The organism is Citrobacter sp. CK181, assembly GCF_030333595.1.
In the GTDB taxonomy this organism is placed as follows: Bacteria; Pseudomonadota; Gammaproteobacteria; order Enterobacterales; family Enterobacteriaceae; genus Citrobacter_B; species Citrobacter_B koseri.
Genome location: NZ_JAOWFN010000006.1, coordinates 271,167 through 289,551 on the forward strand (window position 1 = coordinate 271,167; position 18,385 = coordinate 289,551).

At 53.2% G+C, this 18,385-nt stretch carries 13 protein-coding genes; 9 read left to right on the top strand and 4 right to left on the bottom strand.

Annotated features, from left to right (window positions below):
* The first annotated feature begins 223 nt into the window (after positions 1-223).
* Together opgB and OGW17_RS01810 are read left to right on the top strand one after the other, a co-directional pair.
* Entirely contained in the window at positions 224-2,515 is a 2,292-nt protein-coding gene (gene opgB, locus OGW17_RS01805) for a phosphatidylglycerol--membrane-oligosaccharide glycerophosphotransferase (protein ID WP_058668532.1), read from the top strand.
* Positions 2,516-2,580: 65 nt separating this feature from the next.
* The gene (locus OGW17_RS01810; protein ID WP_071257470.1) at positions 2,581-3,096 is read left to right on the top strand and encodes a GNAT family N-acetyltransferase; all 516 of its coding nucleotides are present in this window, start codon (positions 2,581-2,583) and stop codon (positions 3,094-3,096) included.
* A gap of 134 nt (positions 3,097-3,230) precedes the next feature.
* On the opposite strand, the gene tsr is transcribed toward OGW17_RS01810, so the two are convergent.
* The gene (tsr, locus tag OGW17_RS01815; RefSeq protein ID WP_012134223.1) at positions 3,231-4,895 is read right to left on the bottom strand and encodes a methyl-accepting chemotaxis protein; all 1,665 of its coding nucleotides are present in this window, start codon (positions 4,893-4,895) and stop codon (positions 3,231-3,233) included.
* Between the two features lie 366 nt (positions 4,896-5,261).
* On the opposite strand from tsr, the gene btsT reads away from it, so the two are divergent.
* The 3 genes from btsT (at position 5,262) to yjiA (ending at position 8,715) form a co-directional block, all read left to right on the top strand.
* Complete coding sequence (btsT, locus tag OGW17_RS01820; protein WP_047459136.1) at positions 5,262-7,412, top strand: pyruvate/proton symporter BtsT; 2,151 nt, start codon at positions 5,262-5,264, stop codon at positions 7,410-7,412.
* Positions 7,413-7,543: 131 nt separating this feature from the next.
* On the top strand, positions 7,544-7,747 hold the full coding sequence (locus OGW17_RS01825; protein ID WP_024130742.1) for a YbdD/YjiX family protein: 204 nt from the start codon (positions 7,544-7,546) through the stop codon (positions 7,745-7,747).
* A gap of 11 nt (positions 7,748-7,758) precedes the next feature.
* Positions 7,759-8,715, top strand: coding sequence for a GTPase (gene yjiA, locus OGW17_RS01830; protein ID WP_049008293.1), 957 nt, complete (start codon positions 7,759-7,761; stop codon positions 8,713-8,715).
* A 117-nt stretch (positions 8,716-8,832) separates the two neighbouring features.
* On the opposite strand, the gene OGW17_RS01835 is transcribed toward yjiA, so the two are convergent.
* Positions 8,833-9,801, bottom strand: a complete 969-nt coding sequence (locus OGW17_RS01835) for a hypothetical protein (RefSeq protein WP_071257468.1) — start codon at positions 9,799-9,801, stop codon at positions 8,833-8,835.
* Positions 9,802-9,942: 141 nt separating this feature from the next.
* Here OGW17_RS01835 and hsdR point away from each other — a divergent pair, with 141 nt between their 5' ends.
* From hsdR to symE, 4 genes are all read left to right on the top strand, one after another.
* Complete coding sequence (hsdR, locus tag OGW17_RS01840) at positions 9,943-12,366, top strand: EcoAI/FtnUII family type I restriction enzme subunit R (protein WP_071257466.1); 2,424 nt, start codon at positions 9,943-9,945, stop codon at positions 12,364-12,366.
* Between the two features lie 75 nt (positions 12,367-12,441).
* Complete coding sequence (locus OGW17_RS01845) at positions 12,442-13,911, top strand: N-6 DNA methylase (protein WP_071257463.1); 1,470 nt, start codon at positions 12,442-12,444, stop codon at positions 13,909-13,911.
* A complete protein-coding gene (locus tag OGW17_RS01850; RefSeq protein WP_071257461.1) occupies positions 13,911-15,587 on the top strand; it encodes a restriction endonuclease subunit S in 1,677 nt (558 codons plus the stop codon). Before OGW17_RS01845 ends, OGW17_RS01850 begins: the two co-directional genes overlap by 1 nt.
* Before the next feature lie 215 nt (positions 15,588-15,802).
* The gene (gene symE, locus OGW17_RS01855) at positions 15,803-16,147 is read left to right on the top strand and encodes an endoribonuclease SymE (protein ID WP_071257458.1); all 345 of its coding nucleotides are present in this window, start codon (positions 15,803-15,805) and stop codon (positions 16,145-16,147) included.
* A 104-nt stretch (positions 16,148-16,251) separates the two neighbouring features.
* Here symE and OGW17_RS01860 read toward each other — a convergent pair whose 3' ends face one another.
* Together OGW17_RS01860 and OGW17_RS01865 are read right to left on the bottom strand one after the other, a co-directional pair.
* A complete protein-coding gene (locus OGW17_RS01860; protein ID WP_071257453.1) occupies positions 16,252-17,316 on the bottom strand; it encodes a DUF2955 domain-containing protein in 1,065 nt (354 codons plus the stop codon).
* On the bottom strand, positions 17,306-18,373 hold the full coding sequence (locus tag OGW17_RS01865) for an HlyD family secretion protein (protein ID WP_071257450.1): 1,068 nt from the start codon (positions 18,371-18,373) through the stop codon (positions 17,306-17,308). The genes OGW17_RS01860 and OGW17_RS01865 overlap by 11 nt, the downstream gene beginning before the upstream one ends.
* Positions 18,374-18,385: the final 12 nt, after the last annotated feature.

Here is an 18,385-nt window from a genome sequence, read left to right on the forward strand (position 1 = left end):
CGTTGAGCGCGGCCTGACCTCTCTCTTTCTACTTCTCTCTGTCTCGCCTTCCCCGCATCACGGGAAGTGACGACGATCAAAAAAGCCAGGTTCTAAACCAATTCTTAATCACTGCACATTTTAATGTCACCATAATTGCAGCAATATGACATCGCCATTACATTGTATGTCCTGAAAAGAGATTACGCCGCCTGCCGAATGCGGGTTTATTGAGGATCATCAGTTGTCTGAGTTACTTTCCATCGCCCTGTTTCTCGCGTCCGTGCTGATTTATGCGTGGAAAGCGGGTCGCAACACCTGGTGGTTTGCCGCCATTTTAGCGGTACTTGGGCTTTTTGTTGTCTTAAATATTACGCTCTATGCCAGTGATTACTTTACCGGTGACGGCATTAACGATGCGGTTCTCTACACGCTGACCAACAGCCTGACGGGTGCCGGCGTCAGCAAATATATTCTGCCCGGCGCCGGCATCGTACTTGCGCTGGCCGCCGTATTTGGCGCGTTAGGCTGGGTTCTGCGCAGGCGTCGCCACCATCCTCACCATTTTGGCTACAGCCTGTTGGCGCTCTTACTGGCGCTGGGATCGGTGGATGCCAGCCCGGCATTTCGCCAGATCTCCGAACTGGTCAAATCCCAGTCGCGCGATGGCGACCCGGACTTCCCGGCTTATTACAAAGAACCGTCGAAAACGATCCCGAATCCACAGCTCAACCTGGTCTATATCTACGGTGAAAGCCTGGAGCGCACCTATTTTGATAACGATGCCTTCCCGGATCTCACGCCGGAACTCGGAGCGCTGAAAAACGAAGGGCTGGATTTCAGCCACACCATGCAATTGCCGGGCACAGATTACACCATCGCCGGAATGGTCGCCTCGCAGTGCGGCATCCCGCTGTTTGCGCCGTTTGAAGGCAACGCGTCGGCTTCCGTATCCAGCTTCTTCCCGCAGAATATCTGCCTGGGCGATATCCTGAAAAACTCCGGCTATCAGAACTATTTTGTGCAGGGCGCAAATCTGCGTTTCGCCGGAAAAGACGTGTTCCTCAAATCCCACGGTTTCGACCACCTGTATGGTGCGGAAGAGTTAAAAACCGTGGTGGCTGACCCGAGCTATCGTAACGACTGGGGCTTTTACGACGATACGGTGCTCGACGAAGCATGGAAAAAGTTTGAAGAACTCTCTCGCTCCGGCCAGCGTTTCTCGCTGTTTACGCTGACGGTGGATACTCACCACCCGGACGGGTTTATCTCACGCACCTGTAACCGCAAGCGTTACGACTTCGACGGTAAGCCGAACCAGTCCTTTAGCGCCGTCAGTTGCAGCCAGGAGAACATTGCCGAATTTATCAATAAAATCAAAGCATCGCCGTGGTTTAAAAATACCGTCATCGTGGTTTCCTCCGACCATCTGGCGATGAACAACACCGCGTGGAAGTACCTGAACAAACAGGATCGCAACAACCTGTTTTTCGTGCTGCGCGGCGACCAGCCTCAGCAGGATACGCTGGCGGTGAAACGCAACACGATGGATAACGGCGCGACCGTGCTGGATATTCTGGGCGGGGATAACTTTATCGGCCTGGGGCGCAGCAGCCTCTCCGGCCAGTCGCTGTCGGAAGTCTTCCTGAACAGCAAAGAGAAGATCCTGGCGATGAAGCCGGACATTATTCGCCTGTGGAACTTCCCGAAAGAGATGAAGGATTTTACCGTCGATCGGGATAAAGACATGATCGCTTTCTCAGGGAGCCACTTCCGCCTGCCGCTGCTGTTGCGAGTGTCGGATAAGCGCGTCGAACCGCTGCCGGAAAGTGAATACTCCGCCCCGCTGCGTTTCCAGCTGGCTAATTTTGCCCCACGCGATAACTTCGTCTGGGTCGATCGCTGCTACAAAATGGCGCAACTGTGGGCGCCGGAGCTGGCGCTCTCCACCGACTGGTGCGTTTCACAAGGGCAACTGGGCGGGCAACAAAGCGTCCAGCACGTCGATAAAGCACAGTGGAAAGGCAAAACGGCGTTTAAAGATACGGTTATCGATATGGAGCGTTACAAAGGCAACGTTGATACGTTGAAGATCGTCGATAACGATATTCGTTACAAAGCCGACAGTTTTATCTTTAACGTGGCTGGCGCGCCGGAAGAGGTGAAGCAGTTCAGCGGGATTTCACGACCGGAATCGTGGGGGCGCTGGTCTAATGCGCAACTGGGTGATGAGGTGAAGATTGAATACAACACGCCGTTACCGAAGAAATTCGATCTGGTGATCACCGCCAAAGCCTTTGGCGCGAATGCTAATCGCCCTATTCCTGTTCGCGTAGGCAAGGAAGAACAGACGCTGGTGTTAGAGAACGAAGTCACCACAACAACGCTGCATTTTGATAACCCGTCAAATGCCAGTACGCTGGTGATTGTGCCGCCCGACCCGGTATCGACCAATGAAGGCAATATTCTCGGCCACTCCCCGCGTAAGCTGGGTATCGGGATGGTTGAGATTAAAGTGGTGAATGCCGAAGGCTAAATTTAGTACAGGCCCGATAACACAACGTTTATCGGGTCTGCGCAATCCACGCTATACTCCCGCGCATGAAGATGACTTTTCGCCCTACCACGCTGGCTGATATCACCGTCATGCCCGCCATTGAATGCTCTGCGGGTCAACGCTTTCGGGACGTGCCTGCGCTGGCATGGATAGCCGACGGCCCTGTTATTTCAGTTGAACAACACCGGGAACACGCCGCAAAAGGATTGAGCTGGCTGGCGCTGGCCGATGAGCGTCCTGTCGGTTTTTTACTGGCCGAAGCGCTGGATTCATCGCTGTTTATCGCCGAGGTGTCTCTGCTGCGTGAATGGCAGGGAAAAGGCATTGGCCGTCAACTGATTGCATACGTCGCGGAGCAGGCGCGCAGCAGCGGTTTTGATGCGCTGACGCTTACCACCTTTCGGGACGTGGCGTGGAATGAGCCGCTCTATGCGCGAATGGGATTTGTGGTGCTGGATGATGAGCGCCTGTCGCCAGGGTTACGTCAAAAGCGAGAGGAAGAAGCGGCGCACGGTCTGGCGTATGAATCACGCTGCGCCATGCGCCTGAGGCTGGTTTGAAGCGCCCGATGGCGGCTGTCGCCTTATCGGGCCTACATAGCACCGCATCCATACCGTAGGCCGGATTCATCCGGCAACACAGCAGCTCCCTGCCCGTAGGCCGGATAAGCGCCAGCGCCATCCGGCATGACGGCTTAGAAGGTTTCCCAGTTATCGCCGCTATCCGCGACGGCTGCTTTACGCGGCAGTACAGACGCAGAAGCCGGTTTCACCGCTGCGGCATCACGCGCACGCTGCTGTTCCTGCTGAATGCGGAATACGGCAACGGCCTGCGTCAAGCGGCTGGCCTGCTCTTCCAGCGCGGCAGCGGCGGCGGCAGACTCTTCCACCAGCGAGGCGTTCTGCTGGGTAACGCGATCCATCTCCGCTACCGCCAGGCCAACCTGGTCGATACCACGGCTTTGCTCATCAGATGCCGAGGCGATTTCCCCCATGATATCGGTCACACGCGTCACCGCGTTCACGATTTCATCCATCGTTTCACCGGCGCTTTCGACCAGCGTTGAGCCCACATCCACACGGCTGACGGAGTCTTCAATCAGGCTCTTGATCTCACGCGCCGCCTGCGCACTGCGTTGTGCCAGGTTGCGAACTTCACCCGCTACCACGGCAAAACCACGACCCTGTTCACCCGCACGCGCCGCTTCTACCGCCGCGTTCAGTGCCAGGATGTTGGTCTGGAAAGCAATACCGTCGATCACACTGATGATGTCGGCAATTTTCTGCGAACTGGAAGCAATATCACGCATCGTTTGCACGACGTTATCCACCACTTTACCGCCTTTCTGCGCGGTTTCAGACGCGCTCAATGCCAGATGGCTGGCCTGACGCGCGTTCTCGGCGTTCTGTTTCACCGTGGCGGTCAGCTCTTCCATGCTGGCGGCGGTCTCTTCCAGAGAGGCGGCCTGCTGTTCAGTACGGGAAGAGAGATCGTTGTTGCCCATCGCGATTTCGCTGGCGCCGCTGTAAATCGCATTCGCGCCGTTACGCACATCACCGACGGTACGAACCAGCTCGCCCTGCATATGACGCAGGCTCTGCGCCAGTTGTCCCATTTCGTTAGAGCCTTCCACATCAATGCGTTTCACCAGATCGCCGTTCGCAATATGACGAATACTTTCGATCAGACGGTTCATCGGCGCGATCAGGGAGAGCTTAATACCGAACCAGACGGCGACGATCACCAGCAGCACAACGATTAACACGCTCGCCAGTACCCACATCGCCTGGCTGTATGAACGGTTATTATCTTCTACCGCAATGTCATACAGACGATCGTTCTGCTGCATGTAGTTAACATACTGCTTCTCAAAACCGTCCTGATAACCCTGAGTGGGCTGATCGAAGAAGTCGTTGATCTTACCTGCGCCCAACAGCTGGATCAGCTCCGCCAGCGCATTATGGTAGATATCGTAGTTACGCTTGATCTCCACTGCCGCCGTTTCACTCTGGCGCGGATCGCGAGGCAACGCCTCGTACTCAGCCCAGTGTTTTTCCGCCAGTTTCAGAGAGGTCGTCGCAATTTGCATCAGATCGGTAACGGTCGCGCCGCTGCCAATATTGTTCTGATCCATCATGTAACGGATACCCGCCCGGTTCAGGGTGTTTCGCGTTTGCAGCAGCGCAACCCAGCTGGCGTTCAGCGTGGACTGTTGCTGACGAATGGTTTGCAGAACGGTGAAGTTCTCTTTGTCATTCTTCAATGAGTTAAAGAACAAACCGCCTGAGGTGAGTTGTAAAAGGCCAAATATTGCCAGGACCAGCAGCAAGCTGGTCACAATCTTGATTCGTTTTAACATGTTTTCTCTTTCCGCTAGACAGATACCAGAATTTTCGGCCTGGAAAGGGAAAACTTTACCGAATTCGTACTGGTTGGGACGATATCAGCACGAATGATTCTCCGTTCACGATCGACGAAAAAGAAATGCTGGATTTTAATTAGTGATCTCAATCACATAAATGACCGCATCCCTCCGTCGGAAAAACCACTCACTGACACTCCTGACCGCTTAAGCCCACATATAACCACTCACTTATTTACCTTACTTTACGCGCGCGTATCTCTGGCAGGATCACCTCAGCATAGCAGTCAATTTACCTCCTCAAACACAGACTCAAACCCAACGGCTTCGGCCAATTATTAATCTTAAAAACCAGGTTTTACTATGGATACGAAAAAGATATTCAAGCACATACCCTGGGTGATTCTTGGAATCATCGGTGCATTCTGCCTCTCGGTCGTCGCCTTACGCAGAGGTGAGCACGTCAGCGCCCTGTGGATCGTGGTCGCTTCCGTCTCTGTTTATCTGGTGGCTTATCGCTACTACAGCCTGTACATCGCCCAGAAGGTGATGAAACTCGACCCAACGCGTGCTACGCCTGCGGTCATTAATAACGACGGCCTGAACTACGTCCCGACAAACCGTTACGTACTGTTTGGTCACCACTTTGCCGCTATCGCTGGCGCCGGCCCGCTGGTCGGCCCGGTTCTGGCCGCGCAAATGGGCTACCTGCCGGGTACGCTGTGGCTGCTGGCGGGCGTAGTGCTGGCCGGTGCGGTACAGGACTTCATGGTGCTGTTTATCTCTTCCCGCCGTAACGGCGCGTCTCTCGGTGAGATGATCAAAGAAGAGATGGGCCCGGTGCCGGGTACCATCGCCCTGTTTGGCTGCTTCTTAATCATGATCATCATCCTCGCGGTACTAGCGCTGATCGTGGTAAAAGCGCTGGCCGAAAGCCCGTGGGGCGTCTTCACCGTTTGCTCAACCGTACCTATCGCGCTGTTTATGGGGATCTACATGCGCTTCCTGCGTCCGGGACGTGTGGGTGAAGTCTCCGTTATTGGCATCGTGCTGCTGGTTGCCTCTATTTACTTCGGCGGCGTGATTGCGCACGACCCGTACTGGGGCCCGGCGCTGACCTTTAAAGACACCACCATTACCTTCGCGCTGATCGGTTACGCGTTTATTTCCGCACTGCTGCCGGTATGGCTGATCCTCGCCCCGCGCGACTATCTGGCAACCTTCCTGAAAATCGGCGTTATCGTCGGTCTGGCGCTGGGGATTCTGATCCTCAACCCAGAGCTGAAAATGCCGGCGATGACCCAGTACATCGACGGTACCGGCCCGCTGTGGAAAGGCGCGCTGTTCCCGTTCCTGTTCATCACCATCGCCTGTGGCGCGGTATCTGGCTTCCACGCGCTGATCTCTTCCGGTACGACGCCGAAACTGCTGGCTTGTGAAACCGACGCGCGTTTCATCGGCTATGGCGCAATGCTGATGGAGTCTTTCGTGGCGATCATGGCGCTGGTTGCGGCGTCTATCATCGAACCGGGTCTCTACTTCGCGATGAACACCCCGCCAGCGGGCCTCGGTATCACCATGCCGAACCTGCACGAAATGGGTGGCGAGAACGCGCCGCTGATTATGGCGCAGCTGAAAGACGTCACCGCGCACGCGGCGGCAACCGTCAGTTCCTGGGGCTTTGTGATTTCGCCTGAGCAGATCCTGCAAACCGCGAAAGACATCGGCGAACCGTCGGTACTGAACCGCGCAGGTGGCGCACCGACGCTGGCGGTCGGTATCGCTCACGTATTCCACAAAGTGTTGCCGATGGCTGACATGGGCTTCTGGTATCACTTCGGTATTCTGTTCGAAGCGCTGTTCATCCTGACCGCGCTGGATGCAGGCACCCGCTCCGGCCGCTTTATGTTGCAGGATCTGCTGGGTAACTTCGTCCCGTTCCTGAAGAAAACCGACTCTCTGGTTGCTGGCGTCATCGGTACTGCGGGTTGCGTCGGTCTGTGGGGCTACCTGCTGTATCAGGGCGTGGTTGATCCGCTGGGCGGCGTGAAGAGCCTGTGGCCGCTGTTCGGTATCTCCAACCAAATGCTGGCCGCTGTGGCGCTGGTTCTGGGCACCGTGGTACTGGTTAAAATGCAGCGCACCAAATACATCTGGGTTACCGTTATCCCGGCAGTATGGCTGCTGATCTGCACCACCTGGGCGCTGGGTCTGAAACTGTTCAGCACCAACCCGCAGATGGAAGGCTTCTTCTACATGGCTAACCAGTACAAAGAGAAGATTGCCAACGGCAGCGAACTGACCGCGCAGCAAATTGCCAATATGAACCACATCGTCGTGAACAACTACACCAACGCAGGCCTGAGTATTCTGTTCCTGGTAGTGGTGTACAGCATCATCTTCTATGGGTTCCGTACCTGGCAGAAAGCCCGCACCATCAACGGTCGTACCGATAAAGAGACGCCGTATGTACCGGTGCCGGAAGGCGGCGTGAAGACCTCTTCACACCATTAATCGGATGCCGGGTGGCGCTACGCTTACCCGGCCTACAAAATGCAGTTAACGTAGGCCGGATAAGGCGCAAGCCGCCATCCGGCAAAACCAACGCCCGGTTCGCTGGGCTTTATTCATATCTGGATGAGAAAATGTTTGGTAACTTAGGTCAGGCAAAAAAATATCTCGGCCAGGCGGCGAAGATGTTGATTGGCATTCCAGACTACGACAACTATGTCGAGCATATGCAAACCAACCATCCAGACAAGCCGTACATGAGCTATGAAGAATTCTTCCGCGAGCGCCAGCAGGCACGTTACGGCGGCGACGGAAAAGGCGGCATGCGCTGCTGTTAATGGAGGCACTGATGACCCCGATTGCAGTTACCCTACTCACCGGTTTTCTCGGCGCGGGTAAAACCACCCTGCTGCGCCACATTCTTAACGAAAAGCACGGCTACAAGATTGCCGTTATCGAAAACGAATTCGGCGAAGTTTCCGTTGACGATCAGCTGATTGGCGACCGCGCCACCCAGATCAAAACCCTGACTAACGGCTGCATTTGCTGCACCCGCTCCAGTGAACTGGAGGACGCGCTGTTAGACCTGCTCGACAACCTCGACCAGGGCAACATCCATTTCGACCGTCTGGTGATTGAGTGCACCGGTATGGCCGACCCCGGCCCGATCATTCAGACCTTTTTCTCCCATGACGTGATTTGCCAGCGCTACCTGCTGGACGGCGTGATTTCGCTGGTCGATGCGGTACACGCCGACGATCAGATGAACCAGTTCACCATCGCCCAGTCGCAGGTCGGTTATGCCGACCGCATCCTGCTGACCAAAACCGACGTGGCGGGAGTTAGCGAAAAACTGCGTGAACGCTTAGCGCGCATCAACGCCCGCGCTCCGGTTTACACCGTCACGCACGGCGATATCGACCTCTCCCTGTTGTTCGACACCAACGGCTTTATGCTGGAGGAGAACGTAGTCAGCGCCACACCGCGCTTCCACTTTATCGCCGACAAACAAAACGATATCTCATCAATTGTGGTGGAGCTGGATTATCCGGTAGACATCAGCGACGTTTCCCGCGTCATGGAAAACCTGCTGCTGGAGTCCGCCGAGAAACTGTTGCGCTACAAAGGAATGCTATGGATTGAAGGCGAACCGAACCGCCTGCTGTTCCAGGGCGTCCAGCGTCTGTACAGCGCCGACTGGGACCGCCCGTGGGGCGACGAACAGCCGCACAGCACGCTGGTGTTTATCGGCATTCAACTGCCGGAAGATGAGATCAGAGCCGCGTTTGCGGGGTTGAAGAAGTAATGCGTATCAGGGCCATCACGGGATGATGGCCCCTGCTGAGCTGATAAGAAACACCCCATTCGCCGTTGTCGTACTCTTCCCATCACCAGCACACCACCACATAAGGATAAATACAAGCTACCTTAACCACGAGGGTATATTATATTCCGGCAAAGGTTCTACAATATAAGAATCTCTCCTGTCACTCCCTTTTTTGCAGGTAAGCTCATAGAACCCCCATTTTTCATTTTTATCTGAATAAAAGACAGTATATTTATTAGTATTAAAACCAAAATACTTTTCGTTTTTATTCTTAATTTTTAGCTCACCACATTTTGCTTCATCACGCCATTCATAGTTGATGGTCTTTTTTAGCACAAAATAAGCGGCATCACCGATCAGCATAGGAACAAGCAGAAACAAAAATATTGACATGATAAAGGCACCCGTTAATGTAAAGATTCGATACCCTTTTGCTTTATCACCGTAACGCAAAAATAGCCCATAGCAAATAGGTTGTGATAACCACAAGAAAAACATAAGAAATGCGGTGGCTTTCCAACAATATTCTAACCACGGAGAAGAGGATAGCGCCAGATTACTAATTTGCCAGAAAATGCTGGCAGAGTAACTACTAGTAAAAGCAAAAATACCTGAAAATGCGGTAACAGCCAGGCCGATTACCTTAAGGGTTTTTGCTGTATTATTTCTGGCAAGATCTAAAACAGTCAAAATGCTACTAATGAGGATAGAGACTGAAAATAAAATTGCTAACCAATACGTTATGGTGTTAACAAACACATTAGCAGACAACAACAAAAGCAAAAAAATTGACCATGCAGTTAGCGATAGAATACCAGCAAACCGAGTCAATAAATAGTTATTGTCTGTACGTATAAAGAAACTAATATATTCCCTGACTCGATTTTCTTGAGTACAAGAGAATATCAGAATAGATATAAAAAGAAATGCAACCAGGTAACTTTTTAAAGGAAACTTATAGGGAATTAAATAGATTGCGATCATGCCGTAGACAACCACCGCAGAGTCTAATTTTTTCTGTTTAAAATGTTTAAGAAAGGATCTCCAAATATTAATAACTTCCATATTAAAACCTTATATGTTGGGTACAGAATTCACGAATTCATCTAAAACAGAGACTTAACACCAATAATGCACATAGCGTGTAATGATTTCATCTGATTTTTTGTGTAGAATTCGCGCATCGCTATTTGATGAGAATCCCCAATGGCTGACCTGAACCTGAGTACCCTGACGGAAGCAGACATCATCACCAAACGCGTTATGCCCGCCATCCTTGATGCTGGCTGGAACGACACAACGCAAATCAGACAAGAGGTCAAACTCCGGGACGGTAAGGTCATTGTGCGCGGCAAAGTCGCGGCGCGCAGAACGGTGAAATCTGCCGATATCGTGCTGTATCACAAATTAAACATGCCACTGGCGGTGATCGAAGCCAAAGCCAATAAACATGAAATCGGCAAAGGCATGCAGCAGGCACTGGGTTATGCCCACCTGCTGGACGTTCCCTTTGCGTTTGCTTCTAACGGCGATGGCTTTATCTTCCACGATAAAACGGCAATCGGCGCGATTGAGCGAGAAATTACCCTCGACGAATTCCCAACGCCTGACGAATTGTGGCAAAAATACTGCGTCTGGAAAGGTTACACCGAAACTCAGCTTCCGGTTATTACCCAGGACTACTACGATGACGGCAGTGGCAAAGCGCCGCGCTACTATCAGCTACAGGCCATCAATAAAACGATTGAAGCGGTCTCTGCCGGGCAGAACCGCGTTCTGCTGGTGATGGCGACCGGAACGGGGAAAACCTACACCGCCTTCCAGATTATCTGGCGCTTATGGAAAGCGAAAAGTAAGAAGCGGATCCTGTTTCTCGCCGATCGCAACATTCTGGTTGATCAGACCAAAAACAACGACTTCCTGCCGTTTGGCACGGCGATGACTAAGGTCACCGGGCGCACCATCGACCCGGCATTTGAAATCCATCTCGCGCTGTACCAGGCCATCACCGGCCCGGAAGAAGATCAAAAAGCCTTTAAACAGGTGGCCCCGGATTTCTTCGACCTGATTGTGATCGACGAATGCCATCGCGGCAGCGCCTCGGAAGACAGCGCGTGGCGCGAAATCCTCGACTATTTCAGCGCCGCCACGCAGATTGGCCTAACCGCCACGCCGAAAGAGACTCATGAAGTCTCCAGCACCGATTACTTCGGCGACCCGGTGTATATCTACTCGCTCAAAGAAGGCATCGAGGACGGCTTCCTTGCCCCTTATAAAGTGGTGCGCGTCGATATCGACGTCGATCTCCAGGGCTGGCGCCCGACCAAAGGCCAGGCGGATAAAAACGGCGAGCTGATTGACGACCGCATCTACAACCAGAAAGATTTTGATCGCACGATGGTGATTGATGAGCGCACCGAACTGGTGGCCAAAACCATTACCGATTACCTCAAACGCACCAACCCGATGGATAAAACCATCATCTTTTGTAACGACATCGATCACGCGGAGCGAATGCGCCGCGCGCTGGTCAATCTCAACCCGGAACAGGTGAAAAAGAACGACAAGTACGTGATGAAAATCACCGGCGATGACGACATCGGCAAAGCCCAACTGGATAACTTTATTAACCCCAAAAAAGCCTATCCGGTTATAGCCACCACCTCCGAACTGATGACCACCGGCGTGGATGCCAAAACCTGCAAACTGGTGGTGCTGGACCAAAACATTCAGTCGATGACTAAATTCAAGCAGATCATCGGTCGCGGCACCCGCATCGATGAACGCTACGGCAAGCTATGGTTCACCATCCTCGACTTCAAAAAGGCCACCGAACTGTTCGCCGACGAACGCTTCGACGGCATCCCGGAAAAGGTGATGGATACCACGCCGGAAGATATCGCCGACCCGGAGTCTGATTTTGAAGAGCAGTTCGACGAGCACGAGGAAGAAGCCGAAGACGACATCATCGGTGCCAATGAAGATCCCGCGCCGTATACCGTCACCGGTTCAGATGATGTCGGCCCGCTGCCGGAAGACGACGAGAACAAAGTGCGGAAGTTCCACGTCAACGGCGTGGCCGTCGGCGTGATCGCCCAGCGCGTGCAGTATTACGATGCCGACGGCAAGCTGGTCACCGAATCCTTTAAAGACTACACCCGCAAAACGCTGCTCAAAGAGTACGCCTCGCTGGATGATTTCACCCGCAAATGGCTGGACGCTGAGCGCAAAGAGGCCATCATCAAGGAACTGGAACAACAAGGCATCATCTGGGAAGTGCTGGCGGAAGAGGTCGGTAAAGACCTCGACCCGTTCGACATGCTGTGCCACGTGGTGTATGGTCAGCCGCCGTTAACCCGCAAAGAGCGGGCGGAGAACGTGCGTAAGCGCAACTATTTCACCAAATACTCCGACGCCGCGCAGGCGGTGCTGAATACGCTGCTGGATAAATACGCCGACGCGGGCGTGCAGGAGATAGAGAGTATTCAGGTGCTGAAGCTCAAGCCGTTCGACAGCATGGGTACGCTGCCGGAGATCATTAAAAGCGGATTCGGCGACCGTAACGGGTATAATCAGGCCATCAGCGAGCTGGAGAGCGAAATCTACCACTTACCGCCCCGCTCCGCGTAACCACTCCCCCTTTTGCGCCTTCTGCTGCCACCGCGTAGCAGAAGGCCTTATTGTTAATGAAACATGGAACACATCATGTCAATCAGCTCGGTTATCAAATCATTACAGGACATTATGCGCAAAGACGCCGGCGTGGACGGCGATGCGCAGCGCCTCGGCCAGCTCTCCTGGCTGCTGTTTCTGAAAATCTTTGACGCCCAGGAAGAGGCGCTGGAACTGGAGCAGGATAACTATCAGTACCCGATCCCACAGCGCTACCTGTGGCGCACCTGGGCGGCGAACGCCGAGGGCATTACCGGCGATTCCCTGCTGGAATTCGTCAACGACGACCTGTTCCCGACACTGAAAAACCTCACCGCCCCCATCGATAAAAATCCGCGCGGCTTTGTGGTCAGACAGGCGTTCAGCGATGCCTATAACTACATGAAAAACGGCACCCTGCTGCGTCAGGTGATCAACAAACTCAACGAAATCGACTTCACCAGCGCCAGCGAACGTCACCTGTTCGGCGACATTTACGAACAGATCCTCAAAGATCTGCAATCGGCGGGCAATGCCGGTGAGTTTTATACCCCGCGCGCCGTCACCCGCTTTATGGTCGATCGCGTTGATCCGAAGCTCGGCGAGTCAATTATGGACCCGGCCTGCGGCACCGGCGGCTTCCTCGCCTGCGCGTTCGATCACGTAAAAAACAACTACGTGAAGAGCGTAGCCGATCACCAGACGCTGCAACAGCAGATCCACGGCGTGGAGAAAAAGCAGCTCCCGCACCTGCTGGCGACCACCAATATGCTGCTGCACGGCATCGAAGTGCCAGTGAAAATTCGTCACGACAACACCCTCAACAAGCCACTGTCGTCGTGGGATGAACAGCTGGATGTGATTGTCACCAACCCGCCGTTCGGCGGCACCGAAGAAGACGGCATTGAGAAGAACTTCCCGGCAGAGATGCAGACCCGCGAAACGGCGGATCTGTTCCTGCAATTGATCGTTGAAGTGCTGGCGAAAAACGGCCGCGCAGCGGTGGTGCTGCCGGACGGTACGCTGTTTGGCGAAGGCGTGAAAACCAAGATCAAAAAGCTGCTCACCGAGGAGTGCAACCTGCACACCATCGTACGCCTGCCGAACGGCGTGTTTAACCCGTACACCGGGATCAAAACCAACCTGCTGTTCTTTACCAAAGGCCAGCCGACCAAAGACATCTGGTTCTACGAGCATCCGTACCCGGCGGGCGTGAAGAACTACAGCAAAACCAAGCCGATGAAGTTTGAAGAATTCCAGGCCGAGATCGACTGGTGGGGCAACGAGGCCGACGGCTTCGCCAGCCGCGTCGAAAACGAGCAGGCGTGGAAGGTCAGCATCGATGAGGTGATTGCCCGCAACTTTAACCTCGATATCAAGAACCCCCACCAGGCGGAAACCGTCAGTCACGATCCGGATGAACTGCTGGCGCAGTACGCCAAGCAGCAGGAAGCGATTCAGACCCTACGCCACCAGCTGCGCGATATCCTCGGCGCGGCGCTCTCCGGCAAGGAGGCCAACTGATGGCGGTGGAAAAACTGATTGTCGACCATATCGATACCTGGACCACGGCGCTGCAAACCCGCTCCACGGCCGGGCGCGGCAGTTCGGGTAAGATTGACCTGTACGGCATCAAGAAGCTGCGCGAGCTGATTCTGGAGCTGGCGGTGCGCGGCAAGCTGGTGCCGCAGGATCCGAACGATGAGCCAGCGTCGGTGCTGCTGGAGCGTATTGCGACGGAAAAAGCCGAGCTGGTGAAGCTGGGGAAAATTAAGAAACCCAAGCCGCTGCCGGAGATTAGCGAGGAGGAGAAACCGTTTGAGCTACCGGTGGGGTGGGAATGGGTGCGGCTGGGAACCTTATTTAACTCAATCCAGAGTGGAGGAACTCCAAGCAAAATCAACCCTGCATTTTGGGGAGGGGATATACCTTGGGCCAGCGTAAAAGACCTAGGCTCTTCGCAATATATTTCGAAAACCCAAGACTATATTACAGAGGCAGGTTTGTTATCTGGTAGTAAATTAGCTGATTCTGGAGATGTATTAATTTGCACTCGTATGGGATTAGGAAAGATTGCTATTGCTTCTTGCCCAATAGCATTTAACCAAGATTTAAAATCGGTAAAGCTCACAAGTAATATTATTCCTGATTTTTTCTTTAATACCTATTCCACTGTAAAAATAAAAGGTACAGGCACAACAGTAGAAGGAATCAAGCAAGAACAATTGGTGAATTACATCACGGGATTCCCTCCATTTAATGAACAAAATAAAATTGTTGTTAAAGTTAAGGAGTTGATGTCCCTCTGTGACCAACTGGAACAGCACTCCCTGACCAGTCTGGACGCTCATCAACAGCTGGTTGAAACCCTGCTAACCACACTCACCGACAGCCAGAACGCCGATGAACTGGCCGAAAACTGGGCGCGTATCAGCGAGCATTTCGACACGTTTTTTACCACCGAAGCCAGCATTGACGCCTTAAAACAGACCATTCTGCAACTGGCAGTGATGGGCAAAATAACAACTCCGAAAATATCTCCCTCTACAAAGAACAAAAATACAACCGCACAAAACAACTCTATCTTCAGTGACCTAATGCAATATATTCCAGCACATTGGAATCTTTGTACCTTGGATCAGATATCAGCAGCTATCATAGATTGTCCACATTCGACACCTAAATGGACAGAACAAGGTTTTATTTGTGTAAGAACAAACCAATTTAAACCAGGATATCTAGATTTAAATAATTCAAGATACGTCAGCGAACAAACTTATATTGAACGAACCCAACGTTTAGAACCATCGTATGGTGACATACTTTATAGCAGGGAAGGTGGAATATTAGGGGTCGCATGCCGAGTTCCCGAAAAAATTAAGATTTGTTTAGGGCAAAGGATGATGTTGATTAGACCTAAGGAGAATATTTCTTCTGAGTATCTTGAGATTGTATTAAACAGCCCTTTAATTACGTCTTTGGCTCAAAAAATGACTACTGGCGGAGCTGCTCCAAGAATTAATGTTTCAACTGTAAAAGGATATCCCATTCCTTACCCTCCACTTGAAGAGCAGAATCAGATAATTGAAAAGATCAATGAACTGAATGGAGTTTGTGAACAATTAAGATCACACATTCAATCCGCCCAACAAACCCAGCTCCACCTGGCCGACGCCCTCACCGAGGCCGCCATAAATTAACCCTTCCCCAGAAACCAATAAAGCGGCTAAATAGCCGCTTTATTCCCATCACCAAAAATAATCTATCCCCGCATCCACGCCATTATTTTCATTCATTTTCAGCTGGACTTTCCTTCTATTCCCTGATGATATGTACAGGTACTTTTCGCAAGGCGCCCGTGCTGCAACACGAGCGCCTCGCTAATCACAATCACTATTTACAGAGAATAGCCATCATGACTACCCCGCATTCTATTGCAGAATTCACCGATCCAGAAGTCTCCCCGGCAAATAATCGTCTGGGCACCGTCACTTATGCGAGTCGTTATCCGGATTACACGCATGTTCCGGCAATTATTATGAAAGGCCAGTGGCTGGAAACCGCCGGTTTCGCCACCGGCTGCAAATTCGATGTCAGAGTGATGCCCAGTTGCATTGTATTAACGGCAAAGCTACCGGAGCCGGAAGAACCGGCGTTATTACAGTCGCTGCGTCGGGTGTGCAAGCTGTCCGCGCGTAAGCAACAGCAGGTGCAGGAGTTTATCGACGTAATTTCGGCGAAGCCTGCCAGGCAGAAATAGCCGCCCGGATGCCCGGTGGCGCTGCGCTTACCGGGCCTGGAAATCAACTACGTAGGCCGGATAAGGCGCAGCCGCCATCCGGCACTCACTACCCCTTCCCCCACTCACTCAGTAATCACAAACCGTGTCGCTGCAAAGCAGTTGAGGATGCGGTGCACCAGAAACACCATCGTCAGCGTCGCTACTAGCGCGACGGTGACTGAGGTGATGCGGTACAGATCGCTGAACACCAGATCGCTGTCCGGGTGCAGGTTCTGGCCGAACATAATGCCGATGGTGGTGATACTGGCAAAACCAACGCCCGCACCAACCTTTTCCATCACATGCAGACGAGCGCTGAAGCCTAGCCCGAGGCCGATCAGCGGCATCATCAGCAGCATATGGTTGCTGAAGTCATAAATGAGCAGTTGCACCAGCAGGATATACAGGCAGGCCAGCACCACGCCGACGACGCGCCAGATAGAGCTGAGCACCGCGCCACGATAATGCATCGGAAACAAAATCAAAATTCCCGCCATCAGCGCCGACAGCGAGTCGCTCAAATCGCAGATCTGGAAAATCACAAAGATCATCGTCGCCACGGTGCCGGAAAGCAGCGATTCATGGCGAATACGGGCATCATCCTTCTCAATACGCGGCGGCGGCTGACGCGGTTCGACATCCGGGATCAGATAGTGCAGCAGCGCGCTCAGGGCTACCGCCATCACGCAGGCCTCCATATTGGAGAACATCAGCGTGTGCCAGTTGGTGCCAGGGTAACTCATAAAGTTGAGCATCGTGCTCTGGCACACCACGCCCATCGAACCGAGCAAAAACAGCGGCCCCTTGCTCATAAAACGAAAGCGCATCACGTACAGGCCAAACACCACCAGCGTCATAATTACCGGCCACTGTGAGAGATAGCCGACAATCAACACCATTTCAACGCAGTTCACCGCCGCGCTGAATACAAACTGACGAGCAACATGGCGGTTAAACACCGGCACCAGCGACAACAGCATCAGCGGATAAACCACAAAAAACACGCCGTACTGCACGTTGTAGAAGGTCGAGATACTCAGCGCTATCGTCCCGGCAACGGAAATACGCACGGTCTGGCGAAAATCATTGGCGGTGTAGACAATATTCCCGTGCGGCGTAAAGACGTGGGCCAGGGTGTTAATAGACATAGTGAAGCCAGCTTACCAGGTGGATCTGCGCCCCTGCAAAGGTGCGGGCAAACATCCCCTCGCTGTTATACAACTGCACCGTAGCGCGGGCGCCGGTCGGCAGGGGTTTCTCCAGCGGGGTATCCAACGCAACGTGAATGCGCATACGCTGGGCATCGCGCACCCAGCGCGTCGACTGTTCCGGCTGCGACAGCTGTCCGTTAACCGCTTCCTGCCCGGCCAGAATCCCGGCATCGCTGCTGGTCACATGCGCAGGAAACACTTTGCCCGGCATGGCGTCAAACACCACTGCGGCATCGGTATTTACGCGGGTGTGACGCAGACTTTTCTCACGAAAATCGGCCACAATATCGGTCTGGTTACTGACCAGCGCCATCAAAGGCGTGGCAGCGGTGGCGTAAAGCCCAGGGTTGAGCTGGAGATTGCTCACCGTCCCGTCGGTTTCCGCCCGCACCTTCGTCCAGCCCAGGTTCAGTTGCGCCTCCTCCAGCGCATTGCGGTATTTTTGCAGCGTCACATTGCGACTGTCGTCACGTTCACCACGCTGGATCAGCAGGTTCTGGATACTGGCATTCAGCGCCGCCACCGACTGCTCGCTGGTCTGCCAGGTGGTGCGCACTTTATCCAGATCCGACTGCGAAACATTCTGCATCGCGCTCAGCCGCTGATAGCGGTCAAGCGTGAGCTTATCGTTGCGGGTGGTGTATTGCGCGGTGCGCAGGTTGGCGCGCGCAGAGGCGATCTGCGCATCCAGCTGTTGGTTGCTCAGTTTCGCCTGCTCAAAGGCAATCTGTGCGGCCTCAACTTTATTGATAAACGGCGTTGGGTCCAGTTCATACAACAGGTCGCCCTTTTTCACCTGGCTATTGTTGCGTACGTAGACGTGAGAGACATAGCCGGAGACGCGCGAGGAGACCGGCGTCACCACGCGCATCACGGTGGAATCCGGCGTCAGCGGGATCCAGATATCGGCAACAATAAACCAGGCGAATATTGCAAGGAAAGCGGCAATACTCACCCTTACCCAACGGGCAAATTTTTGTTCTGGGGTCATCATAGTTTTTTAGAG